Genomic DNA, 24,846 nt, shown 5'->3' with positions numbered 1-24,846 from the left:
AAATAATAGGTTGACACTTTCGATTAAATTATGTATGATTTTAATGTTATGTTTGTAGCGCACCCGTGCTACAACCGCACAGAACAGGTAATAAGATTTCTGCAGATTTGCAGGAGCGCCTGTAATTGGCGAGTCTGAGTTTATAAGGAGGTGCAGTTCATGTACGCAATTATCGAAACTGGCGGTAAGCAATTGAAAGTCGAAGAAGGCCAAGCTATCTACATCGAGAAATTAGATGTTGAAGCTGGTGAGACTGTTACTTTTGACAAAGTTCTTTTCGTTGGCGGTGAAACTGTAAAAGTTGGAAGTCCTGTTGTTGCAGGCGCTACTGTTACAGCTAAAGTTGAAAAACAAGGCCGTGCGAAGAAAATCATTGTTTTCAAGTACAAAGCGAAGAAAAACAATCGTAAGAAGCAAGGTCATCGTCAACCTTACACTAAAGTAATCATCGAAAAAATCAACGCGTAAGGTGTTGAAAAAAGATGATAGGTATTACTATTTATCGTACTGAATCCGGAAAAATTCAATCATTCGAACTAAGCGGTCATGCCTTGTTCGCGGATCGTGGAAAAGATATCGTCTGTGCAGGCGTATCCGCCGTGTCCATTGGTGCTATCAATGCGGTGCACGAGCTTACCGGCGTTACTCCAGACCTTGAACATCGGGCAGATGGCTTTCTCCGCTGCGTTATCCCGGAAGAACTTCCGGAAGACGTTTATGAGAAAATCCAGATTCTTCTCGAAGGAATGGCTGTCTCATTACGATCGATTGAAGAAACATACGGAGAGCACATAAAAATTACCTTCAAAAAGCAGGAGGTGGAATAAATGTTATTAAAATTAGATCTTCAGTTGTTTGCATCTAAAAAGGGTGTAGGTTCTACAAAGAACGGACGTGACTCTATCGCAAAGCGCCTTGGTGCTAAGCGTGCAGACGGACAATTTGTAACTGGTGGTTCAATCCTTTACCGTCAACGCGGTACAAAGATTTACCCAGGTGAAAACGTTGGCCGTGGAGGCGACGACACTCTTTTTGCAAAAGTTGACGGCGTTGTGAAATTTGAACGTTTCGGTCGTGATCGCAAAAAAGTGAGCGTTTATCCAGTAGCTCAAGAAGCTTAAGGATTACTTTGAAAACTCTAACCTGTTTGGTTAGAGTTTTCTTTTTGCTGCGAAAGTACACCTTCCATCAAAACTCTTCAAGGAAACTACTTCGTCAAGCTCATTTTTTACCACAAACCAAATCATTCAGATAAAAATGCTTACTCTTGGAAATTTTTTTGATATACTAACAGCAAACAATGTTCCGCATTTATGTAGGAGTGTGCGTATGGAGAGAGAATGGGATATCGTTGAAGTGTTGCGGCACTCACGACACGATTGGTTAAACAAACTGCAATTAATAAAGGGAAACTTGGATTTAAATCGAATGGACCGAGCAAAAGCAGTAATTGATGAAATTGTGATTGAGGCACAGCATGAGACAAAGCTTTCAAATTTACATATGCCTTTGTTTGCTTCCTTACTATTAAAATCCAATTGGGTGAACCCTTCATTTAAACTGGAATATGAGGTCTTTCAAGACACTGAGTCAACAAAAATTGATGACATAATGATTACAAGTTGGACAAATTCCTTTTTTTCATGTTTAAATAAGGCAATTGAAGCATTCCAGGAAAATCATTTATCAATAACAATTGAACCGCAATCAGAAGGAGTTCGTTTCTTTTTTGATTTTAGCGGGATAATACTAAAAAGGGAACTGATTGAAGAATGCCTTTCTGACCAGAAGAAGCCATTAGAGCTAGAGGTGAAGGAATTCACTGAAAACGAACTCTCTGTAGAAATATTTATGCCTGCTTTATAAGGGCTTGAAGGCGTTTTCGTTATATCAGTTTATTTAAAAGTGCAAGTCGGGAGGAATAAGATGTTTGTCGATCAAACGAAGATATATGTAAAAGGTGGAGATGGTGGCAACGGGATTGTCGCTTATCGCCGTGAAAAATATGTACCAAAAGGCGGTCCAGCTGGCGGTGATGGCGGTAAAGGGGCAGATGTGATCTTTGAAGTAAATGAAGGACTCCGTACCTTAATGGATTTCCGCTACCAACGTCATTTCAAGGCGCCACGTGGTGAACATGGAATGTCAAAAAATCAACACGGTAGAAACGCGAAGGATATGCTCGTTAAAGTTCCACCGGGTACGGTAATCATTGACGCTGAGACAAAAGAAGTTCTAGCCGATCTTGTTGAACATGGTCAGCGTGCAATTATTGCTAAAGGTGGTCGCGGAGGTAGAGGTAATTCTCGATTCGCTACTCCGGCAAATCCGGCTCCAGAGATCGCTGAAAATGGTGAACCTGGACAAGAGCGCGAAGTCATATTAGAACTTAAGCTTCTTGCTGATGTTGGTCTTGTAGGCTATCCAAGTGTAGGGAAATCAACCTTATTATCAGTGGTTTCATCCGCTAGACCAAAAATTGCTGAATATCATTTTACAACGATTGTTCCTAACCTAGGTATGGTCGAAACAGAAGATAATCGAAGCTTTGTTATGGCAGACCTACCAGGCCTCATTGAAGGTGCCTCTGAAGGAGTAGGTCTAGGACATCAATTTTTACGACATATTGAACGGACTAGGGTCATTGTTCATGTCATCGATATGGCAGCAATAGAAGGCCGGGATCCATTTGAAGATTATTTGAGTATTAATAAAGAATTAGAAGAATATAATCTCCGACTTACAGAGCGTCCACAAATTATTGTTGCGAATAAGATGGACATTCCGGAAGCGGAAGAGAATTTACAAAAATTCAAAGAACGTCTCGAAGAGGATTATCCAATATTCCCAATCTCAGCAATTACTAGAAAGGGACTAAGGGAACTTTTATTCTCTATTGCAGATAAGATTGAGCAAACTCCAGAATTCCCGCTTGACCATGAAGAAGAGGATACAGGCGTACATCGTGTTCTTTATAAGCACGAAGCAGACCCAGAGGCTTTTTATATTACGAGAGAGCCAGATGGTTCGTTTGTTATTTCTGGTGAAAAGATTGAAAAAATGTTTAAAATGACTAATTTCCAAACAGAAGAATCTGTTCGCCGTTTCTCACGCCAGCTTCGTACTCTTGGGGTAGATGAAGCGTTAAGACAAAGAGGAGCAAAAGACGGGGATATCGTTAAGTTGATGGAATTTGAATTTGAGTTTGTTGATTAGTTCCTGTAAGAGATCGAGGTAGAGAGATGAAGATGGATAACGTTGATAAAAAATTTTATCTGGTCCGTGAAGATGTGTTGCCTGAAGCGATGAAAAAAACCATAGATGTGAAGGATATGCTTGAACGTGGCAAAGCAGAATCGGTGGCAGATGCCGTTCAAAAGGTCGATTTAAGCAGAAGCGCCTATTATAAATACAGAGATACGGTATTTCCTTTTTCAACGATTACAAAGGAAAGGCTTATCACCCTATTTTTCCATTTAGAGGATCGCTCCGGCACTCTCTCCAAACTTTTAGGAGTAGTTGCATCGTCTGGCTGTAATGTCTTAACTATTCATCAAACGATTCCACTTCAGGGCAGAGCTAACGTGACGTTGTCATTAAACACATCGAACTTGACTTTGGGATTCGATGAAGTGCTTTCTGAGTTAAGAAAGCTTGAATTTGTCGAGAAAGTAGAAGTGCTGGGAACAGGTGCGTAAATGAACCGATTGTTCATTATGCTTGGCTGTTTTCAGCCTTCTTTTTATATTTTTGGGGGTGGGGAAGAATGAAGGTTGGTTTTTTAGGACCAAAAGCTACGTTTACAGAACTCGCAGTTAAGAAGGTTTTTTCAGGATTTGATCTTATGCCGTATCGAACCATTCCTGAAAGCATGGATGCCTTAGTAGAAAAGGAAGTAGACCTTGCTGTGGTACCGATTGAAAATGCCCTTGAAGGGTCCGTTAATATTACACTTGATTATTTAACACATATGGTTCAGGTTCCGATTGTCGGGGAAATTACATTACCCATTAAGCAGCATCTAATGGTCCATCCATCTAATGCAGAAAATTGGATCGAGGTTTCCAAAATCTACAGCCATTCTCACGCCATTGCTCAATGCCATAAATTCTTACATAATCAATTTAAAGGCATCCCGTATGAGGCTGTATCTTCAACGGCAGCCGCTGCTCAGTTTGTAATGGAACGACCTGAATTAAAATCTGCTGCGATTGCGAATGAACTGGCTGCAAAAGAATATGGGCTGGCCATTGTCAAAAGGAACATTCATGATTTTGACTACAACCATACTCGTTTTGTGGTTTTAACTGAAGCAGATTTTGATTTTTCAGCATTAAGTGGTTCGACTCATTACAAAACAACGTTGATGGTGACGCTTCCTGCAGATGACCGAGCTGGGGCACTTCATCAAGTGTTATCTGCCTTTGCGTGGAGAAAATTAAACCTTTCAAAAATTGAATCAAGACCGATGAAGACAGGAATAGGCAATTACTTTTTCATTATTGACATTGAAATGAAACTTGATGAGGTTTTGATTCCGGGCGCTATGGCGGAGTTAGAAGCGTTAGGCTGCGGTGTAACATTATTAGGTAGTTATCCGTCCATAATGGTAAAACTAGATTAAAAATAAAGGACCCGCTGCATGTAGCGAGTCCTTTTATGATTCAATGAGATAGCCTTCATCTTTTAACGCGGCTTCGGCTTTATCTAAGATATCAATACTTGAGGCTGAAATGGTATGAAGATGGATTCCATCTGTTAATTGAGATAATAATGAAGCCCCTGTATTCTGGATGTTTTGCATAAACTGTTTAACCTCTTGACGATTAGAAACCATAATCGATGCAGTTAAATCTCCATAAACCGTGTGTTCGATTTTGACATCTTTCACTAATACTCCATGGTCAACGAGTAAATTAAGTTCCCTTTCAGTGTCCTCTGGTGAATGTCGGCACGCAATCGTTCTTTCAAACGTACTTTTACTAGAGTTTTGCTGTAAATAAATATACCCTTGACTGGTAGCGATAATTGGTTCATTTTTTGCTTTAAGCAGTGTTATATCCCCTACAATCACCTGTCTACTGACATTTGTTCTACTTGCTAGCTCGCTGCCTGTTAACGGTATGGGGCTATCCTTTAGTTGTTGAAGAATGAGCGACCTCCTTTCCTCTCCCAATATTTTCTTTTGCTCTACCATATAATTCCTCCTACATCTAATTCTGTTTTATCATTCTAGCATAGTTTCGTTTGATTTAATAAGGGAACAACTCAAAATGTTTTTACAATAGTAACAATCGTTTCCCCAAGACGGACAACATCCTCAAGGGAGGTGCTTTGACCAAATGAGACTCGTATAAACTCCTTTGCTTCTTCCAAATTTAGCCCAAGTGCCTGAGTGACCTTTGCGGGTTGCTGCATCCCAATCTGACAGGCGCTTCCTGTGGAAATAGCAAAGCCTAATCGATTACACTCAAGCATCAACCATTGTCCCTGTATGCCACTAAATCCAAATCCAATGATAGAAGGAAGCTGAGACCCCTCGCCAGCTTGGTAAAGCTTTATTCTGTCTTTTATGGGACCAAGTGCCTCGATAAAATTACGCCTCAACGACTGAAAGTGAATGGTATCCTCACTGAGCCTTGCGTGAATTTTCTGTGCGGCTACTGTCATGGCAGCTATGGCTGGGATATTTAATGTTCCTGGGCGGAATCCCTTTTCATGAGATGCTCCAGGAAAAAAGGGTTCCCACTTAATTCGGGGATCGACATATGCTCCCCCGATCCCTTTTGGTCCATAAATTTTATGACCAGAAAAAGATAAACTACTGACAAAAGGTGCGATGGGTTTAATATCTATTTTACCAAAGGATTGAACAACATCGCTGTGCAGGTGGATGTTGTTAGCGTTACATACTCTAGCCATTTCTACGATAGGCTGGATTGTTCCAATCTCTGAATTCACATGTTGCAGGATCATCAAAATCGTATCAGATTTTATAGCATTCAATAGCTGTTCATGATCAATCAGTCCTGCTGAATTAAAAGGTACTAGAGTGATTTCATAGCCAGCCTTTTTTAACCTGTTAAGCGTTCCATGGACAGATGAATGCTCCGCTATTCCAGCAATAATATGTTTTCCTTCTTTTTTAGGGGAGGACAACAATGCCTCAATCGCTAAAAAGTTTGCTTCCGATCCGCCACTGGTAAAAAAAAGCCCATTTTTATCAATCCCGATTAGATTGGCTAATTCTTCTCGACAATTTTCAAGTAATGAATGTGAAAGTCCACCGAGATCATGAAGACTGCTGGAATTGCCATAGTATTCTGTTGCAACTTTTGTATATACCTGCGCTACTTCTGGATCGATAGGCGTTGTGGCTGCAAAATCACAATATATCATGAAACTTCTCCCATACTCATTTTTTGGTTAAGCCTAAGAATCTAAAGCTCTAGTTAACTGTCCTTCTATTTTTCTATTAAAGTACTTGTTTTTAGTTTAATTGTATGTAAATATATATGTCAAGACACCTGTTATGTCAGGAGGGTCAGAACATGACAAAAGATGATGTATTAATCATTGGAAGTGGAGTAGCGGCATTGCAGCTCGCCAATCAATTAAAACTGGATTTAAATGTGAGGATACTCACAAAAGAAAAGATAAGAACCGCAAATTCCTATCTTGCCCAGGGTGGGATTGCAGCAGCCTTGAGTGCAAACGACCACCCAACGAAACATATGGTCGATACGCTAGAGGCAGGGAGATTTCACAACCATTCAGATGTGGTTCAACAAGTCATTCATGCCGCACCTTTACTAATAAAGAAGATGGCACAACAAGGCGATATTTTTGATAAAAATCAACGGGGTGAACTTTTTCTTGGGATGGAAGGGGCACATAGCGAAAAGAGAATTGTTCATGGCGGCGGTGATGCCACTGGTAAAAATGTCATGGAGCATCTGATTAGTAAGCTTAAGAACAATGTCATCGTAGAAGAGAATGTCTTCGCCTATGAATTACTCCTAAATACAAGAAAAAACCGCTGTATTGGGGTTAAAGCTAAAGCCTTAGATGGGTCAATAAGAAGCTTCTATGGCACCTATTGTATTATCGCTTCAGGAGGCTGCGGTCAACTATATAGCTACACATCAAACGCGAAGACGGTAAGTGGTGATGGGATTGCGATGGCCTATTTAGCAGGAGCGGAAATTGTGGATATGGAATTTGTTCAATTTCACCCTACACTCTTATATGTAAACGGAGAAACAAAAGGATTAATATCGGAAGCTGTTAGAGGGGAAGGGGCAACCCTAATCACGGAGGACGGGACTCCTATTATGGAGGGAGTTCATCCTTTAAAGGACCTAGGCCCAAGACACGTTGTCTCACAAAGAATATATGAATGTCTGAAAAAAGGTTACCAGGTTTATTTAGATATCAGTAAAATTGCTGAATTTGAAAAGAGATTTCCTTCGGTTACAAAGATTTGCGAGGAAAATGGAATCCGTATTTCGGATGGAAAAATCCCTGTCGCTCCAGGAAGCCATTTTTTAATGGGAGGAATTAAAACAGACTTAATCGGCAGGTCTTCCATTATGGGACTATATGCGATTGGAGAAGCCTCCTGCACGGGATTACATGGTGCCAATCGTTTAGCCAGCAACTCCCTTTTAGAAGGATTATATCAAGGCGACCAATTATCAAAATGGATCAATGAAGGCAAAAAAGAAACTCAATCTTTAGATTCGAAGCCATTCTATCCTCCTTTTAAAAAAGAGAGCCTTGATCTACCAGATGTTCAACAGATAAGGGATTTAATGATGGAGCGGGTTGGTATTGTTAGAAATGAAGGTAATCTTATGAAGCAGCTAGCCTGGATCGACCAATACAAGCCGGAAGAAATCAATTTAGATGCTTGTTCTTCAGTGGAAATGACAAAGGTTTATATGCTGATTATTTCCAAGCTGATTACAGAGTCCGCATTAAAGAGGACCGAAAGCAGGGGTGGTCATTTTAGGAGTGATTATCCAATGGAAGATGACAAAATGTGGTTAAGGAAATCAATTATTCATAAATATATACATGGAGTGGAGAAACCCAATGAACACACTAAAACTGCGCTCGCTACTTGAGCAATATTTTATTGAAGACATCGGCGAACAAGATATTACCACAGATTTAATTTTTACAGATGATACAAATGGGGAAATTGTTTTTCTGGCAAAAGAAGCTGGAATTTTTTGCGGTGAAGAGATTATTAAAACGGGGTTCCAGTTATTAAATACTACTATTTCAGCACAGGTATTTGTAAAAGATGGCCAGACATTCGAAATTGGACAAGAGCTTGCACACGTTTCAGGGAAAATTGCTGATTTATTAAAGGGAGAGAGAGTCATCCTAAATCTTGTTCAACGGATGAGTGGGATTGCCACATTAACTCGAAAAACAGTTAATACGCTTGACAGTGGTCATACGAAAATTTGTGACACACGGAAAACGACGCCAGGCCTGCGTATGCTTGAAAAATATGCTGTGCGTTGTGGAGGCGGTTTTAATCATCGTTTCGGATTATACGATGGAGTCATGATTAAAGACAATCACATCTCCTTTGCTGGTTCTATAACAAAGGCAGTAGATGCAATCAGAAAAAATGCTGGTCACATGGTAAAGGTGGAGGTCGAGGTTGAGTCGGAAGAACAAGTGCTTGAAGCAGTAAATGCAGGCGCAGATGTCATTATGTTTGATAATCGTACACCTGATGAAATTAAGGAATTGATTAAATTAGTTCCGCCTTCTATCATCACCGAAGCCTCCGGTGGAATTCAATTAACAAATATCGCTGATTACCGAGAAACCGGTGTGGATTTTATCTCGCTTGGCTACTTAACTCATTCATATAAAGCATTAGACATAAGTGTAAAAGTCCGATGGAACAAAGGAGAGGAGTAAGGTGAATTTTTTAGCGGCGTTAGAAAAAAATAATATAATTCCTGAAAAATATAAGCAAATGACACGTGAAGAACTCGAAAGTCGGGTAATGGAGATAAAGAGACAGCTAGGGTCCCGTTTGTTTATTCCAGGGCATCATTATCAAAAAGATGAAGTCGTTCAGTTTGCTGATGCGACTGGTGATTCCCTACAGCTTGCACAATTATCAGCGAAAAACACCGAGGCCGAATTTATTGTTTTCTGTGGTGTTCATTTTATGGCAGAAACAGCTGATATTTTAACATCTGAAAACCAAAAGGTAATCTTGCCAGATATGCGCGCAGGATGTTCAATGGCTGATATGGCGGATATCCAGCAAACAGAACGAGCCTGGGAACGGCTTCAGGAACTTTTTGGTGACACGATTCTTCCTTTAACCTACGTGAATTCAACAGCAGCCATCAAGGGATTTGTAGGTGCCCATGGAGGAGCCACGGTAACCTCTTCGAATGCGGAGAAAATGGTTAAATGGGCATTTGAGAAAAAAGAACGAATTCTTTTCCTGCCTGATCAACATTTGGGCAGAAATACTGCGGCTGATTTAGGAATAGGCTTAGACGAGATGGCTATTTGGAATCCAATAACCAATGCGTTGGAGTTCGATGGTGATATTTCTGTAATTAAAGTCATTCTTTGGAAAGGGCATTGCTCAGTTCATGAAAATTTTACTGTTCAAAATGTGATTGATACTAGATACCAATACTCCAATATGAATATCATTGTTCATCCAGAATGCCGCCGAGAGGTAGTCGAGCTAGCGGATATGGCGGGCTCAACTAGTTATATTATACATGCTATTGAGAATGCTAAGCCTGGAACAGCTTGGGCGATTGGAACAGAAATGAATCTAGTTAATCGACTAATAAAAAATCACCCGGATAAAAAAATCATTTCATTGAATCCACATATGTGCCCTTGTCTGACTATGAACCGAATCGATCTGCCCCATTTACTTTGGAGCCTGGATACCTTGGAAGAAACACAAAATATTATTAAAGTTAGTCCAGAAATTGCCCAAAATGCAAAACTGGCACTTGAAAAAATGCTGCAAAATTCATAATCCACGTAAAAAAAGATGTCATTTTCTAAGATGGCATCTTTTTTATATGCCTGTTTAAAGACTTATGCTGAATTGAAACACCTGTTGATTGGAGCGGAAGGAGCGTAGACTCCTGTGGGAGTATGGTTCAGGGGAGACCCCGCAGGCGCTTTTCGCCGAGGAGGCTCGCCGAAACACCCACGAACCGCTCGCTCCTGGAGCGGAAATCAACAGACAGATTATGGTGCCTTATGCATGTAGCAAAAAACAAGGTATCTGTCCTTTCTTACGACCTTATACATATTTTTTCAAAAAGCAGCATAAGTTTTTTTGAAGAATGATAGCACTTTGCCCATTTTCACATACACTATATGGACTTATGCATAGGAGGGAAATCAGAGTGAAGATCCATATCGTACAGAAAGGGGATACTCTTTGGAAGATCGCCAAGAAGTACGGCGTGAATTTTGAAGAGCTGAAGAAGCTTAATTCACAGCTCAGCAACCCTGATATGATTATGCCCGGTATGAAAATAAAAGTTCCAACAACAGGAGGAAGCATAAAGAAAGAAGCCCCTATGGGAACGAAACCGGAAACAACAATCAATTTAGGTGTAAAGAAAGAAAAGCCGATTGCTGAGCAACCGTTCGCCAAAGAGAAACCTGTGCCAATGCCGATGGTGGAGGCACCAATTAAAAAAGAAGCACCTATAAAAGAAGTGCCAATTGCCAAGGAAAAACCGATCGTAAAAGAAGTACCGAAAACACCTTATACTCCCAAAATGCCTCTACAAATCGTCCCAGAAATTGATATTAACAATTATTACATGATGAATATGCAAAATATGACGGTTCAGCAACCTCAGCTGCCGCCTAAACCAGCCAATATCCTTCCAGAAGTAAAAGAGGTTCCGAAGAAAGAAATGCCTATAAAAGAAGTGCCTATGAAAGAAATGCCAATTAAAGAGAACTTTGTTCCTGCACCGCCGCCAGTTGAAGCCCCTATTGCGGAAATGCCGGTTCAAGAACAATGTGTTCCTATGACACCAGTCATGCCAGGTCCGGGTTTTTGCCCACCATTTGGTGGATTCCCGATGATGCCAATGACGCCATATCCGCAAATGCAGGGTATGGGTATGCCTGCACCAGGTATGGTTCCAGGAAATCCAGGCATAGCACCAATGACAGCGGCTGCACCAGGTATGGCAAGTCCGTACTTCCATGATGATGAATCATCGTCCTTTATGCCACAATTGCCTGTCATGAATCCAGCATACAACCCAGGAGCAATGATGGGTGCACAGAACCCAGGATTCCAGCAGCAGATGCAAAATCCTTACATGGACCCAGCAGCATTCGGTCAAATGCCAGCGCCAGCTGGATATAGCCAAATGCCAGCGGGCTACGGTCAGATGCCGACAGGAATGGGAGAAATGCCAGCAGGCTATGGTCAAGTGCCGACAGGAATGGGCCAAATGCCAATGAACTATGGTCAGATGCCAACAGGAATGGGCCAAATGCCAATGGACTATGGCCAGATGCCAGCAGGAATGGGTCAAATGCCAATGGACTATGGCCAGATGCCAACAGGAATGGGTCAAATGCCAATGGACTATGGTCAGATGCCAACAGGAATGGGTCAAATGCCAATGGGCTACGGCCAGATGCCAGCAGGATATGGTCAAATGCCAATGGGGTCCGCTCCAACTACAATGCCATCACAGAACCCGGGAGAATCCATGACAGCGGCTCCAATGATGCCGGGAACGATGTACGGTAACCCAGGAATGACAAATCCTTATGGTATGGGTGGCCAAATGTCTTACGGATATCCACAAATGGGCGGTATGAACCCATATGGGGTAACTGATTTTGAATCACCAGAAATGATGATGCCTGTTGCAGGCAGTCAAATGCCTTACATGCAAAACCCTTATCCAACTCAAGGGTTTCCGGTAAGTACAGGTGCAATGGGTGACTGTGGTTGTGGTGGTCCTGTGCCAACACCTTATATGGGTGCCATGCCTGCCGCTGAAAGTGCTCCTGCAGCAATGCCGTCAACATTTGTACCACCAACTCCACCTATTTACAGTGCTCCTTATACGGGTCCAATGAATGTCGCTCAGCCACCATATATGAATCCTTATGGAATGGGAGTACCAGGAAGCGCTCCTTACGGTATGCCTGGTTACCGTGATGAAAGCAATTAATATGTCAGCCAACAAAAAAGGAGACGATGAGTATTATGATCGTCTCTTCTCTTATTTTCAGTCCCAGTTTTATGAAAGGATTACCCAGTTTGTACCGCTCCGAAAAACCGTTATTTTTTTGAAAACGGAGCAAAATACTTACATTATAAAAGGCTATTCCACCAATAGCAGACTTAGACTTCAAGAAGTCTTTACCGATACACTGAAAAAGGAAGGATTTACAAAAACCTATTCCTATTTAACCCCTTTAGTAAAGGAACAGCTATTTTTTGAAGGGACTTATTTTGGATGTATTGAATATCTGCTTCCACATAAAACAGCGTTTTCTTTCCATACTGAAAAGAATCGGCAAGAAGGACTGGAACTTCTAGAACAATTCCATCAAACCACGAGTCTCTTTGAGGCCAGATATCGTACCTTACTTCCTAAAGGACATCTACTTGAAAAGTGGACAGATCGGTTCAATATGTTCACCGCTAATTTTCCTTTTATAAAGTATTTTATCAATGAGTTAGTCTTAGCGGATATGGTTTCTTGGGCCAAATGGGCTCTTGCTGGAATGGAAAAAAAGTATCGTCATTTTTTCAAGGACCCCTTCGTGATTTTACACGGTGATGTAGCGCATCATAATTTTTTACGCGATCACAGGGGGAGTTTGCATTTAATTGATTTTGATTTAATCTGTATAGGTCCACCTGCTTTTGATTATTTACAATACGCAAACCGAATTCTTCCTTCAATAGATTGGTCATTTGAAAAGCTTATCAAGCATAACCAAATGAAAAAATATGCTCATGAAGAGGCCTTTCTGTATGCACTAGCCTATCCAGCTGATATTTTTCGGGAATGGAACCGGTTAATTAGAGAAAAGTCGTACACTGATTCTGTAAAATTAAAGCAAGTAACCGATTTATCGATTAAACAGTATTATGCAAGAAAAAGATTTGTTGACCAAATACAGGAAATAGTAAAATGATTTTGCCAGAATGAAATCCCCTATAAAATAACAACCTATAAATGAGATGGACTCAAAAAGGGGTCACTCTCAGGATGTTATTTTAGGGGGTTTTTCGCTTGAACAAGAAACAGTGGATAATTCCTCTTTCAGCCATCATGACAATTGGGCTGGCAGGATGTAATGGGGATAATAATAATCGTGCAGGGGTTAATGGGAAAAATAACGTAGCACAGCCGATGGGATATTACTCCAATGAAAACCATCCATCACAAGATAATCTATTTGGTGATAATGATGGTGGAGTAACAGAAATAATGGATCATACGATTGGGAATGAGGACCAGCAGACAACGGAGCATAACAGAAAGGTCCTTCAGAATAGGGACGAAAATGGCAATCCGATTAATCCAACGAAACCGTTAGCAGCTAAGGATCGGAATTTTTTTCAACGTGATAATCGATTCAGTACCAGTGATATGAATTATCACGGTCATTTAAGTAAAAATACTGGAAACACGGGCGTAGCTACCGATTCTAATTTTCAAGATAATGTTACGGCAAAAATCAGAAGGAAGGTCGCATCGGTTAATAATGTACAGGACGTACGGTCAGTTGCCTATGGGAATACGGTAATTGTTTCAGTGAAGTTAGCTGATAACAACAAGGCAGCCGATACAAAAAAAGCGATTAAGAAAGCCGTTATGCCTTACACAAAGGGAAGAAAGGTTACCGTGTTAACAGATGAGGGAACCATGGGACGCGATCGCAACAAGCATAACGATAGTCAACCTCATAAATGGGGACAATAAGGGAAAGAGCAAAGCTTCGGGCTTTGCTCTTTTTATGTGAAAAACATAGGACGGATAAAAAGCCAATTTAAGGCTAAACTAGGAATGTAAATTATGTTCAATTTTTAACAATAAGAGGTGAGGAGCATGAGGTTCACTTGGGTAGCAATGTACCGGTTTGGAATAGCCGTTTTTGCTGTTACTCTCTTCATGTTTAGTGGCTGGGCACCGGGAATCACAGGCTCCGCTGCACAACAAGAACCCCCGCTAAATCAACAGAAGAAAGAACCACTGCACATGACGGTGATTTTAGAAAGAGTCTATTTAGATGGAGAGATTAGCCAAGAAGTAGTTCACGAGACTTGCTGGTCAATGGAGAATTTTTGGGCAAAATATGACCAGTGGCAGATGGTTGATATGGATGAGTACACTATGGTATTTAGAAGACAAGTAGATGATATCTCCCCACTTTTAAAAGCAAATGGCTTTTTTGGAATCACTGAAGACGGGGTGTTGACTATTTTCAATGGTAGACCAGACCGTTCAAAAATCATACAATCCTTTTTTCAAATAGATATTAAGAGGCTAGAAAGTAAAACTCAAGAAGATTTGATCCAAGGAATACCTATTAAATCAAAAGATCATTATGTTGAAGTGTTAGAAACCTTCAAGCCGTACTCTATAAAAAAAGAATAGTTCTTTTTCAATCAGACTGAGTGGCATTCAGCCTGATTTTTTCTTTCTATGACCTATTTTCTTCAATTCCATTTCATTCTTATGTTAAAATGAAAGACAGTGCATATGAGAGCAACAGGAAACTAGAGGAGAGAATGGTATTGTATGAATTTATAAAAGGGACTGTTGAATTTATTAGTCCAGAATATATCGTGGTGGAAAACAATGGGGTTGGCTATCAAATCTTCACACCCAATCCGTTTATTTATTCTGGTAAATTGGAGACAATGGTTACTGTCTACACGTATCATTATGTACGAGAAGATATTATGGCCCTGTACGGGTTTGAAACCCGAGAAGAAAAAAGGTTGTTTACTAAATTATTAAATGTATCTGGAATCGGGCCCAAAGGAGCACTCGCGATTCTTGCTTCAGGTGAGGTACAACAAGTGGTAACAGCCATTGAAAATGAGGATGAAAGTTTCCTTGTGAAATTCCCAGGTGTTGGTAAAAAGACAGCCCGTCAAATGATTCTTGATTTAAAAGGGAAATTACAGGATATCGTTCCAGACTTTTTCCCGAATTTATTCAATGCGGATCAACTTCCTATACATACAGAAGGAACCAATTCAGCTTTTGAAGAAGCTATTCTTGCTTTAAAGGCTCTCGGTTATTCAGAAAAGGAAATTAAAAAGATTTCACCTGAATTAAGAAAAGAACAACTGTCAACAGACCAATACATTAAAAATGCACTAAAGCGGCTTTTAAAATAGGTGGTGATGATGGATGGAAGAGCGGATTATTTCAAGTGAAGTGAATGAGAGCGAAATAAATATTGAACAAAGCTTGAGACCCCAGACCTTAAGGCAATATATTGGGCAGAACCAGGTAAAGGAAAACCTAGAAATTTTTATTAAGGCAGCCAAGCTTCGAAACGAAACCTTAGACCATGTTCTCCTTTATGGACCTCCAGGTTTAGGGAAGACGACACTGGCCGTGATTATTGCCAATGAGATGGGCGTAAACATTCGAACCACTGCTGGACCTGCCATTGAGAGACCTGGGGACCTTGCAGCCATTCTGACTGCACTTGAGCCCGGGGATGTGCTATTTATAGATGAAATCCACCGACTGCCGCGAACAATTGAAGAGGTTTTGTATCCAGCAATGGAAGACTTTTGCCTTGATATCGTGATTGGTAAAGGACCTAGTGCACGCTCTGTTCGGCTTGACCTTCCTCCATTTACCCTAGTGGGGGCGACAACAAGGGCGGGTTCTTTATCAGCTCCATTACGCGATCGATTTGGAGTTTTAAGCAGGCTCGAGTATTATAAGGAAGATCAGCTAAAAAACATTGTTTTACGTACAGCTGAGTTGTTTGACACAGAAATTGACGAGCTTTCTGCAGCAGAAATTGCTCGAAGATCAAGAGGAACCCCACGGATTGCGAACCGCCTCCTTAGAAGAGTGCGGGATTTTGCTCAAGTAAAGGGTAATGGTACAATAAACCTACTTCTTGCTAGAGAAGCATTGGAGTTGCTTCAGGTAGATAGGCTTGGCCTCGATCATATAGATCACAAATTACTAAAAGGAATTATCGAAAAGTTTCGCGGCGGCCCAGTCGGCCTTGATACCATCGCCGCTTCGATTGGTGAAGAAGCAGAAACGATTGAAGACGTGTATGAACCGTACCTGCTGCAAATAGGCTTTCTACAGAGAACCCCAAGAGGCAGAATGGTTACATCAGCGGTCTATCAACATTTTGGTATGGAAGTACCCACTCAACAATAGGTAACTCATTTTAAACAGATTAGGGATGTCATAATATGAAAGTAGATTTATTTGATTTTCATTTGCCTGAAGAATTAATCGCACAAGTTCCATTATTAAATCGGACAGACAGCCGATTAATGGTCTTAAATAAGGAAACAGGCGAAATTAAGCATGAAGTATTCAAAAATATTACAGAGTATTTGCGTGAAGGGGACTGCCTTGTCTTAAATGACACAAGGGTATTGCCTGCACGCCTTTTTGGTGTTAAAACAGACACTGGTGCTAAAATTGAAGTCCTCCTGTTAAAACAACTGGAAGGAGACCAGTGGGAAACACTAATAAAACCTGCAAAAAGAGTAAAAGAAGGAACAGTTATCGACTTTGGTGACGGTCTTCTTTCCGCTGTTTGTACAGCCACCTCTGAACATGGTGGAAGAGTATTGGAATTCAAATACGAAGGTATTTTTTACGAGGTTCTTGATCAATTGGGTGAAATGCCTTTGCCGCCTTACATAAAAGAACAGCTCGATGATCGGGAAAGATACCAAACGGTATTTGCCCGTGAGCCTGGATCAGCAGCAGCGCCAACAGCTGGCCTTCATTTTACAGAAAGCTTATTGGACGAAATAAGAGAAAAAGGTGTCCACATAGCGTTTATTACGCTTCATGTGGGACTTGGCACCTTCCGTCCTGTGAATGTCGAGGATGTGTTGGAGCATGATATGCATTCTGAATTTTATATGATGACAGATGGAACTGCCCGATTACTAAACGAAGTAAAAAGCAACGGGGGAAGGATTATATCAGTCGGAACTACCTCAACAAGGACATTGGAGACCATTGCGTCTGCAAATGATGGTCGATTTGTTGAAGGTAGTGGCTGGACGAATATCTTTATTTACCCAGGCTATACCTTTAAGGCCATCGATGGGATGATTACTAACTTCCATCTACCTAAATCAACCTTGATTATGCTTGTTAGTGCATTAGCTGGAAGAGAGAATATTTTGCATGCCTACGAGACGGCTGTTTCAGAACGATATCGTTTCTTCAGTTTTGGGGATGCAATGTTGCTCATCTAAGTTTATGCACACGGAAGGAGATATAAATTTGACTGCAATTCGTTATGAGTTAATTAAAACATGTAAACAAACAGGAGCACGCTTAGGAAGGGTGCACACACCGCACGGTTCGTTTGATACACCAGCTTTTATGCCGGTTGGAACACTTGCAACCGTGAAAACCATGTCACCTGAAGATCTAAAAGAAATGGGTGCCGGGATTATATTAAGTAATACCTATCACCTTTGGTTAAGACCAGGACACGAAATCATTAGGGAGGCTGGCGGCCTTCATAAGTTTATGAACTGGGACCGGGCTATTTTAACAGATTCCGGCGGTTTTCAGGTTTTCAGTTTAAGTGAGTTCCGAAAGATTGAAGAAGAAGGGGTTCATTTTAGGAACCATATGAGCGGGGAGAAACTGTTCCTATCACCTGAAAAAGCAATGGAAATTCAAAATGCTTTAGGTTCGGATATTATGATGGCCTTTGATGAGTGCCCGCCATTTCCTGCTACCTTTGAGTATATGAAGAAATCAGTCGAACGTACTTCGAGATGGGCTGAACGTTGTTTAAATGCCCACCAACGCCCGCAAGATCAAGGATTATTTGGAATCGTACAGGGTGGAGAATTTGAGGAACTACGTAAGCAAAGTGCCAAAGATCTTACGTCCCTTGATTTCCCTGGTTATGCGGTTGGTGGTTTATCGGTAGGGGAACCAAAAGACGTGATGAATCGTGTGCTTGAGTTCACAACTCCGCTTTTACCATCTGATAAACCAAGGTATTTAATGGGTGTGGGTTCACCAGATTCATTAATTGATGGCTCCATTCGTGGAATTGATATGTTTGATTGCGTATTGCCAACCCGAATAGCCAGAAATGGTACCTTAATGACAAGTACAGGTAGACTTGTTGTAAAAAATGCACAATTCGCAAGAGATTTTGGACCGCTTGATGAAAATTGTGATTGCTATACTTGCCGAAATTATAGTAGAGCCTATATTCGCCACTTGATTAAATGTGATGAAACATTCGGAATTCGTTTAACGTCTTACCATAATCTTTATTTTCTGTTAAGATTAATGGAGCAGGTCAGACAAGCCATCATGGAAGACAGGCTTGGTGATTTCCGCGAAGAGTTTTTTGAACGTTATGGTTTTAATAAACCGAACGCGAAAAATTTCTAATAGAACCTTTTTGAAAGGAGGGAAACAAGATGCAAGGAATTAGTACAATCATTCCATTAATATTAATGTTTGTGTTATTTTATTTCCTATTAATTCGCCCACAGCAAAAGCGTCAAAAAGCGGTTGCGAGCATGCAAAACGAATTGAAAAAGGGTGATAAAATCGTTACGATTGGTGGATTACACGGTTTTGTTGACTCAATCGATGATAATAAAGTAGTCATTAAGTGTGGAGACGGCAGCCGTCTTACATACGATCGTTCTGCTATTCGTGAAGTCACTGAAGCTGGTGAGGGAAGCGTTAGTTTAACAAAATAATCGTACACAAAAAGGAAGCCTTTTACAAAATGGCTTCCTTTTTTCATTTTTGGTTACGCAGACCTTGTATTGCCAGCTGAAATATTAACCCCTAAAATTCCACCCATCATGGCGATAAGTGTATAGCAAGTATGATAAATGACTTGCTCTGCGCTAAAGAGGCGATCATAGCCTAAGTATTGAAATAAGAAAACAACAATGGAGTAAATTAGACCAGTTAATCCCCCAATTAGCCAGCCTTTTTCTTTCCGCTTTCCTCCTGAAAGAAATCCTCCTCCAAAAAGCCCAATAAAGGATAAGGCCGTAATTACATATTGAAGTGATCCTTCTTTAGCAGAGGTATACCTTAGAATAAACGCAAAAATAAGGCTTGAAATCACTGCAAAGGCAAAGATGAAAATTAATCCGTACAAAATGGATGTACCAAAGCTTTTTGATTCGATTTTAGCTCTCCTCCTTCAGTTGCCTTAGGCCTGACTCTCTACTTGGTTATGTCTCAGGCCTTAGAAACAGTTTTTTACCTAGTACAAGCGTATTCGTGGAAGAAGAAAAGTAGAATTAAAATTTTATGATTTTCCTCATTTTAAAAGTGTTGGAAAATAATTCTCCTTATTTTTTTTAAAAAAATGCAAACAATGAAATTGAATGGAAAAAAGGGGAGACAAATGTGGAAGATTTTATAACAATTGTAGTTCGAACGCTATTCTTTTATTTCCTCATCTTGCTTATTTTTCGCTTCATGGGAAAGAGGGAAATTGGGGAGCTAAGTATCCTCGATCTTGTCGTCTTTATCATGATTGGTGAACTTGCGGTCGTTGCCATTGAAAGGCCAAATGTACGTATTTCTCATGCGATCTTACCGATGGTTATACTCATGGTTATCCAAATTTCACTCGCCTTGATTTCTTTAAAAAGTAAAAGATTTCGGGATATAGTAGATGGCCAGCCCAGCATTATAATTAATCGAGGGAAAATTGATGAAAATGCAATGCGGAAGCAACGCTACAATTTTGATGATTTAATGACCCAATTAAGGGAGAAGGATATTCGCAGCATTGCGGATGTGGAATTTGCGATATTAGAATCCTCAGGTAGTTTGTCAGTAATTGAAAAATTAAAGAATAGTAAGGAACAGCAAAAGCAAGGGGATATTACTGTCCCATTAATCTTAGATGGGACGATTGAAGAAGAAAACTTAAAAAGAATTAATAAGACAAATTTATGGCTGCGCCAAGAACTGAAGAAAAAAGGATACCGTGATGTTAAGAAAATTTCCTTTTGTAGCTATGAGAATGGAGAATTCTACATTGACTTACAGGATGAAGACTAAGAAGAGGCTGACCCTTTAGATTGGGTCAACCTTTTCTGTTTTTATAAGTTAATAAACTTTCCTATCCACGGAATTCGTTTAAGCTCATCCTTTTTGATTAAACCAAAAATAAGGAGCAGGATTGAATAAGATAAGGTCATAGAAAAGGCTGCGAAAGCGACACGTATCACCAAATGTGTCTCTAATAAGATATTTTCGAAAAGCCAGTAGCCGCACCAAGCAGCTACTCCCATTGCTATGAATCCCTTCACATAGTCCCGGATATAAAAGGAAAATGAAACCTTTTTTAAAACTGTCGCGAAATGTAGACCCGTAACAAGGACAAAGCCAACGATAATTCCTAGTGCTGCCCCGGTAATGCCAAAGGAAGGCTGGGAAGCGAGTAGGAAAATGACGGCTGTTTTAACCACCGCACCAATTAAACTATTAATCATTGCTGCTCTTGCAAGGTTTAGTGCTTGTAGTACGGCTTGTAGTGGGCCTTGATAGTAATAAAAAAGGAAAAATGGTGCCATAATCTGAATGAAGTAAGATCCTTTGGCAGAACCGTACATAAGCTGCATGAGCGGGTTAGCGAGTACGTAAAGTACAATCACAGCAAGTCCTCCTGTTAAAAAGACGAACCTTAATGCTTGCTGGAGGCGATACTCAATTAATTTATGATTATTTTTCGAATTTGCCTCACTGATTGCCGGGACAAGGGAAGTAGCTAATGAAAAGGTAACAAAAGAAGGAAGCATTAATAACGGCATGGCATAGCCGGTTAAGGCACCGTATTGTTTCGTTGCATTCACGGCAACTACCCCTGCAAGAGCTAAACTATGTGCTACTACAATCGGTTCAAAGAACCATGCAATCGAACCAATCATTCGGCTTCCCATAGTTGGAATGGCAATCTCCATTAAATCCTTAAAGGTTCGTTTTCCCTTATGGATAAATTGAAAGAAATCCTTTCTGAGCTTGAATCGTTTTTTTAATTTAAACATAGTTAAAAGATAAATGAGTGATAGTAATTCCCCTAAAACCGAAGCCCCCATTGCTGCCGCTGCAGCGTATTCAACTCCATAAGGCAGGAATGTTTTTGTTGCTGTTGCGATGATGGATATTCTTACAAATTGTTCTAATACTTGAGAGATGGCTGACGGGCGCATATTTTGGCGTCCCTGAAAGTATCCTCGTAAAACAGAAGAGACCGCAATAATAGGTAGTGCTGGTGCAATCGCCATGAGTGGATAATACGTTCTTGGGTCGGTAAAAAGCGTAGTGGATAAAAATGGCGCCAGTAAAATCAAAGCAGGTGTGATAATAATTGATAATCCAATGGTTATGGCAAGGGAGACTACAAGTATTTTTTTTATTTCCGCATAATCCCGCCTTGCCTCTGCCTCTGCAATATTTTTAGAAATAGCTACTGGAAGCCCGAGTTGTGTAATCGTGACCACAAGAATAAACGTGGGATATGCCATCATATATAAACCGACGCCTTCTTCACCAATACTGCGCGCTAGAACGATTCGATAAATAAAACCAAGTATCCTTGTAATAAATCCTGCAATTAATAGGATAAACGTCCCTTTTAAAAACTTCGACATGCTGATTCCCACCTTCTCAAAAAAGAAGAATTCATATACAATTAACTATATGCCTAAGGGTGGACAAAGCATGACAAGTAGTAAGAGCTTTTTGCAAGGTTCAATTAATCAGGGGGTTTCCCCAAGGGGGCAGTTTGAATGGATAATAGCCAGCTATACGATCATTTTCGTATCCAAGTACAACCCGCATTAGCAAGTAAACTCTCTGAATTTCACTTGCTTGGATATGATTCTGTATCGGAGAATGAGCTTTGGAATTTCTTAATAAAGAAAAAGTGGAAAAAAATAAAGGATGAAATGAAACTATACGAGATTATCCAAGAAATTCTTTCTGTGAGAGTAAGTGATTATATGAGCTATGCAACCATTGAGGCATATAAAACTGTGGAGTTTTCTTTTGATGATGAGAATGAATTGAAAGAGTTATTGAAATAATCCCACGTTTTTCAAATTGACAGCTTTTCTTAGTTATTCCATAATGGTAGCAGTGACTTTATTGTTATTATTATATAAGGCTTGTAAGAGTTTTTACGTAACAGTGCAAATGCACATGCACTAAGGAGGAACAATACATAATGGTAAAACGTAGTAGAATTATTGCTTTCTTTCTTGTGGTCCTTATTATTGGAAGCACAATGGGAGCAACAGCAAAGAACATTTTAAACAATATTAAGCTTGGACTGGACCTTCAAGGTGGATTTGAGGTTTTGTACGAGGTTAAGCCAGCGAAGAAAGGTCAAAAAATTGACAAGGAAGTATTGGCCAGTACCGCTGAAGCGCTGGACAAGCGTATTAATGTTCTGGGTGTAAGTGAACCAAGTATTCAAATTGAAGGAAATAACCGGATTCGTGTTCAACTTGCTGGCGTTAAGGATCAAAACAAGGCCCGTGAAATTCTGTCAACACAAGCGAACTTAACCTTCCGCGATGCCAATGATCGTCTAATGATGGACGGATCAGATTTAAAGCAGGGTGGAGCTAAGCAGACATTTGACGAAAACGGAGCACCAAGTGTTTCTCTATCATTAAAGAGCGCTGATAAGTTCCGAAAAGTATCAGAAGAAATTATGAATATGGCTCCAAATAACGTCCTAGTTATTTGGCTTGATTTTCAAGAAGGAAAAGATTCCTTTAAAAATGAGGTAACAAAACCAAATCCAACATATTTGTCAGCTCCAACAGTAAAGCAAATATTTAACCAAGATTCAGTTTCCATTGTTGGTAGCTTCACAGCTGAAGAAGCTAAAACATTGGCTTCGCTATTAAATGCAGGTTCATTACCAGTCAAGCTTAAGGAAGTGTATTCCACTTCTGTAGGAGCGAAGTTTGGTGAGCAAGCGTTAAATGATACGATTTTAGCAGGAATCATTGGTATTGCAATTATTTACCTATTTATGATTTTCTACTATCGTTTCCCTGGTTTCATCGCTACTGTTACATTATCCATTTATATTTATTTAGTTTTATTAATTTTTGATTGGATGAATGGTGTTCTTACCCTACCGGGGATTGCCGCGATTATTCTAGGGGTGGGTATGGCTGTCGATGCCAATATTATTACCTATGAGCGAATTAAGGAAGAGATTAAGGTTGGTAAATCTATTAAATCAGCTTTCCAAGCTGGTGAAAAAAATGCATTTACATCCATTCTTGACTCAAACTTGACTACCATCCTCACAGCCGGAGTGCTTTTCTTCTACGGGACAAGCTCTGTAAAAGGCTTTGCGACGATGTTAATTGTCAGTATCCTAATGAGTTTCTTAACCGCCGTTTACGGTTCACGATTACTACTTGGGCTATGGGTTCACAGTGGAATCTTTAAAAAGAAACCAAGCTGGTTTGGTGTTAAACAATCAAATATTAAAAATATAGCTGAAAACTATGATACGTTAGATCTTCCAACTCGATTTGACAAAATCGATTTTGTTAAGAATCGCAAGAAGTTTTTCATTTTATCAGGTGTTCTTCTTGCTGCAGGTGTTATTATACTTTTAGTTTTCCGTTTGAATCTTTCAATTGACTTTTCAAGCGGTACGCGCGTAGAAGTACTATCTGATAATCCTCTTACTGTAGAGAAAGTAGAAAGTGCTTTTAAAAAGCATGACTTGAAACCTGATGATATCGTTATCTCTGGAGACAAAAAGGAAATTGGCGCGGCAAGAATGATTGGTGTTTTATCAAAAGATGAAATTGCCGAGTTGAAATCAGATTTTAAAAAGGAATTTGGTTCTGAGCCAAATGTTAGTACAGTTTCTCCTACAGTTGGTAAAGAATTGGCCAAGAACGCACTTATTGCTCTGCTAATCGCTTCAATAGGGATTATTATTTATGTAAGCATTCGCTTTGAATTGGCGATGGCGATTGCTGCGATTGCTTCGTTACTGCACGATGCATTCTTTATGGTTGCTTTCTTTAGTATCACGAGACTAGAAGTGGATTTAACGTTTATTGCAGCTGTTCTAACGATTGTTGGTTACTCAATCAACGATACAATTGTTACCTTTGACCGTATGCGTGAAAACATGCATAAGAAAAAACGCCTAAGAACATTCCAAGACATTGCTGATGTTGTGAATGTAAGTATTCGCCAAACATTAACTCGCTCCTTTAACACAGTATTAACTGTTTTAATTACAGTTTTAGCAATGATGATATTTGGTGGAGAATCCATTCGTAACTTCAATATTGCTTTGTTTGTAGGACTAATTGTAGGTGTTTACTCTTCTGTATTTATTGCAGCTTCTTTATGGGTTGTGTTTAAAGCTAGAGAATTAAATAAAAAAGGCGTCATTAAAACGGTAAAAGAAAAGAAAAAATACTCTGATCAACCACAAGTTTAATAATTTAAAAACCGCAGACGGTCTGCGGTTTTTTCTTTTGATTGAAACAGAATTGTTCCTCCTGTATAATAGTAAAGTCTGAGGGGTGAA

Annotated in this window: 26 protein-coding genes and 1 other annotated feature; of the genes, 22 read left to right on the top strand and 4 right to left on the bottom strand. The window is 40.0% G+C overall.

All coding sequences use genetic code 11. The features are described 5' to 3' along the window. Positions 1–62 precede the first annotated feature (62 nt). Positions 63–146 (top strand) — a sequence feature (ribosomal protein L21 leader region). Between the two features lie 13 nt (positions 147–159). The 7 genes from rplU to pheA all read left to right on the top strand — a co-directional run bounded on the left by rplU (position 160) and on the right by pheA (position 4,624). Continuing rightward, the gene (gene rplU / locus AC3A54_RS03490) at positions 160–468 is read left to right on the top strand and encodes a 50S ribosomal protein L21 (RefSeq protein WP_283919673.1); all 309 of its coding nucleotides are present in this window, start codon (positions 160–162) and stop codon (positions 466–468) included. A gap of 14 nt (positions 469–482) precedes the next feature. Next, on the top strand, positions 483–827 hold the full coding sequence (locus AC3A54_RS03485) for a ribosomal-processing cysteine protease Prp (protein WP_335545301.1): 345 nt from the start codon (positions 483–485) through the stop codon (positions 825–827). Further along, positions 828–1,121 carry a 50S ribosomal protein L27 gene (gene rpmA, locus AC3A54_RS03480; protein WP_191269736.1) on the top strand — a complete coding sequence of 98 codons (294 nt, stop codon included), beginning with the start codon at positions 828–830 and terminating at the stop codon, positions 1,119–1,121. It abuts the gene before it with no gap. A gap of 208 nt (positions 1,122–1,329) precedes the next feature. Further along, the gene (locus tag AC3A54_RS03475; protein ID WP_335545302.1) at positions 1,330–1,866 is read left to right on the top strand and encodes a Spo0B C-terminal domain-containing protein; all 537 of its coding nucleotides are present in this window, start codon (positions 1,330–1,332) and stop codon (positions 1,864–1,866) included. A gap of 60 nt (positions 1,867–1,926) precedes the next feature. After that, the gene (obgE, locus tag AC3A54_RS03470; protein WP_487653327.1) at positions 1,927–3,216 is read left to right on the top strand and encodes a GTPase ObgE; all 1,290 of its coding nucleotides are present in this window, start codon (positions 1,927–1,929) and stop codon (positions 3,214–3,216) included. Positions 3,217–3,242: 26 nt separating this feature from the next. Continuing rightward, positions 3,243–3,698, top strand: coding sequence for an ACT domain-containing protein (locus AC3A54_RS03465; RefSeq protein ID WP_308083027.1), 456 nt, complete (start codon positions 3,243–3,245; stop codon positions 3,696–3,698). A 68-nt stretch (positions 3,699–3,766) separates the two neighbouring features. Next, positions 3,767–4,624 (top strand): prephenate dehydratase, encoded by an 858-nt coding sequence (pheA, locus tag AC3A54_RS03460; RefSeq protein ID WP_487653326.1) that lies wholly within the window; start codon positions 3,767–3,769, stop codon positions 4,622–4,624. A gap of 33 nt (positions 4,625–4,657) precedes the next feature. Here pheA and AC3A54_RS03455 read toward each other — a convergent pair whose 3' ends face one another. Together AC3A54_RS03455 and AC3A54_RS03450 are read right to left on the bottom strand one after the other, a co-directional pair. Beyond that, positions 4,658–5,197 (bottom strand): 3H domain-containing protein, encoded by a 540-nt coding sequence (locus AC3A54_RS03455; protein WP_487653325.1) that lies wholly within the window; start codon positions 5,195–5,197, stop codon positions 4,658–4,660. Positions 5,198–5,268: 71 nt separating this feature from the next. Continuing rightward, positions 5,269–6,399 carry an IscS subfamily cysteine desulfurase gene (locus AC3A54_RS03450; RefSeq protein ID WP_487653324.1) on the bottom strand — a complete coding sequence of 377 codons (1,131 nt, stop codon included), beginning with the start codon at positions 6,397–6,399 and terminating at the stop codon, positions 5,269–5,271. Between the two features lie 152 nt (positions 6,400–6,551). Here AC3A54_RS03450 and nadB point away from each other — a divergent pair, with 152 nt between their 5' ends. The 12 genes from nadB (at position 6,552) to yajC (ending at position 18,994) form a co-directional block, all read left to right on the top strand. Further along, positions 6,552–8,129 (top strand): L-aspartate oxidase, encoded by a 1,578-nt coding sequence (gene nadB, locus AC3A54_RS03445; protein WP_487653323.1) that lies wholly within the window; start codon positions 6,552–6,554, stop codon positions 8,127–8,129. After that, a complete protein-coding gene (nadC, locus tag AC3A54_RS03440; RefSeq protein ID WP_487653322.1) occupies positions 8,098–8,946 on the top strand; it encodes a carboxylating nicotinate-nucleotide diphosphorylase in 849 nt (282 codons plus the stop codon). Before nadB ends, nadC begins: the two co-directional genes overlap by 32 nt. 1 nt (position 8,947) lies before the next feature. Next, complete coding sequence (nadA, locus tag AC3A54_RS03435; protein WP_487653321.1) at positions 8,948–10,045, top strand: quinolinate synthase NadA; 1,098 nt, start codon at positions 8,948–8,950, stop codon at positions 10,043–10,045. Positions 10,046–10,424: 379 nt separating this feature from the next. Further along, positions 10,425–12,233, top strand: a complete 1,809-nt coding sequence (safA, locus tag AC3A54_RS03430; protein ID WP_487653320.1) for a SafA/ExsA family spore coat assembly protein — start codon at positions 10,425–10,427, stop codon at positions 12,231–12,233. Next, entirely contained in the window at positions 12,220–13,209 is a 990-nt protein-coding gene (locus AC3A54_RS03425; protein ID WP_487653319.1) for a phosphotransferase, read from the top strand. Before safA ends, AC3A54_RS03425 begins: the two co-directional genes overlap by 14 nt. Before the next feature lie 98 nt (positions 13,210–13,307). Then, positions 13,308–14,000: a YhcN/YlaJ family sporulation lipoprotein gene (locus AC3A54_RS03420; RefSeq protein WP_487653318.1), complete on the top strand. Its 693-nt coding sequence runs from the start codon at positions 13,308–13,310 to the stop codon at positions 13,998–14,000. Between the two features lie 126 nt (positions 14,001–14,126). Continuing rightward, a complete protein-coding gene (locus tag AC3A54_RS03415; protein WP_308083039.1) occupies positions 14,127–14,675 on the top strand; it encodes a BofC C-terminal domain-containing protein in 549 nt (182 codons plus the stop codon). 140 nt (positions 14,676–14,815) lie between these two features. Continuing rightward, on the top strand, positions 14,816–15,427 hold the full coding sequence (gene ruvA / locus AC3A54_RS03410; RefSeq protein WP_335545317.1) for a Holliday junction branch migration protein RuvA: 612 nt from the start codon (positions 14,816–14,818) through the stop codon (positions 15,425–15,427). A 13-nt stretch (positions 15,428–15,440) separates the two neighbouring features. Next, positions 15,441–16,445 (top strand): Holliday junction branch migration DNA helicase RuvB, encoded by a 1,005-nt coding sequence (gene ruvB / locus AC3A54_RS03405; RefSeq protein WP_335545320.1) that lies wholly within the window; start codon positions 15,441–15,443, stop codon positions 16,443–16,445. Positions 16,446–16,480: 35 nt separating this feature from the next. Beyond that, the gene (gene queA, locus AC3A54_RS03400; RefSeq protein ID WP_335545322.1) at positions 16,481–17,509 is read left to right on the top strand and encodes a tRNA preQ1(34) S-adenosylmethionine ribosyltransferase-isomerase QueA; all 1,029 of its coding nucleotides are present in this window, start codon (positions 16,481–16,483) and stop codon (positions 17,507–17,509) included. Positions 17,510–17,537: 28 nt separating this feature from the next. Beyond that, positions 17,538–18,677, top strand: a complete 1,140-nt coding sequence (gene tgt, locus AC3A54_RS03395; RefSeq protein WP_308083043.1) for a tRNA guanosine(34) transglycosylase Tgt — start codon at positions 17,538–17,540, stop codon at positions 18,675–18,677. A gap of 29 nt (positions 18,678–18,706) precedes the next feature. Beyond that, positions 18,707–18,994, top strand: a complete 288-nt coding sequence (gene yajC / locus AC3A54_RS03390; RefSeq protein ID WP_335545324.1) for a preprotein translocase subunit YajC — start codon at positions 18,707–18,709, stop codon at positions 18,992–18,994. Positions 18,995–19,047: 53 nt separating this feature from the next. Here yajC and AC3A54_RS03385 read toward each other — a convergent pair whose 3' ends face one another. Continuing rightward, positions 19,048–19,407 (bottom strand): TIGR04086 family membrane protein, encoded by a 360-nt coding sequence (locus AC3A54_RS03385; RefSeq protein ID WP_335545326.1) that lies wholly within the window; start codon positions 19,405–19,407, stop codon positions 19,048–19,050. Positions 19,408–19,661: 254 nt separating this feature from the next. On the opposite strand from AC3A54_RS03385, the gene AC3A54_RS03380 reads away from it, so the two are divergent. Further along, the gene (locus AC3A54_RS03380; RefSeq protein ID WP_487653317.1) at positions 19,662–20,324 is read left to right on the top strand and encodes a DUF421 domain-containing protein; all 663 of its coding nucleotides are present in this window, start codon (positions 19,662–19,664) and stop codon (positions 20,322–20,324) included. Positions 20,325–20,365: 41 nt separating this feature from the next. Here the strand turns inward: AC3A54_RS03380 and spoVB are convergent, their stop codons facing one another. Further along, the gene (spoVB, locus tag AC3A54_RS03375; RefSeq protein ID WP_487653316.1) at positions 20,366–21,916 is read right to left on the bottom strand and encodes a stage V sporulation protein B; all 1,551 of its coding nucleotides are present in this window, start codon (positions 21,914–21,916) and stop codon (positions 20,366–20,368) included. A gap of 138 nt (positions 21,917–22,054) precedes the next feature. Between spoVB and AC3A54_RS03370 the strand changes: the two genes are divergently transcribed. Next, positions 22,055–22,351 carry a post-transcriptional regulator gene (locus tag AC3A54_RS03370; RefSeq protein WP_335545331.1) on the top strand — a complete coding sequence of 99 codons (297 nt, stop codon included), beginning with the start codon at positions 22,055–22,057 and terminating at the stop codon, positions 22,349–22,351. Positions 22,352–22,491: 140 nt separating this feature from the next. Beyond that, the gene (secDF, locus tag AC3A54_RS03365; protein ID WP_487653315.1) at positions 22,492–24,756 is read left to right on the top strand and encodes a protein translocase subunit SecDF; all 2,265 of its coding nucleotides are present in this window, start codon (positions 22,492–22,494) and stop codon (positions 24,754–24,756) included. Positions 24,757–24,846 lie beyond the last annotated feature (90 nt).

The organism is Neobacillus sp. Soil_C_43 (assembly GCF_057656715.1).
This window is presented reverse-complemented; position numbering and strand designations above follow the sequence as displayed.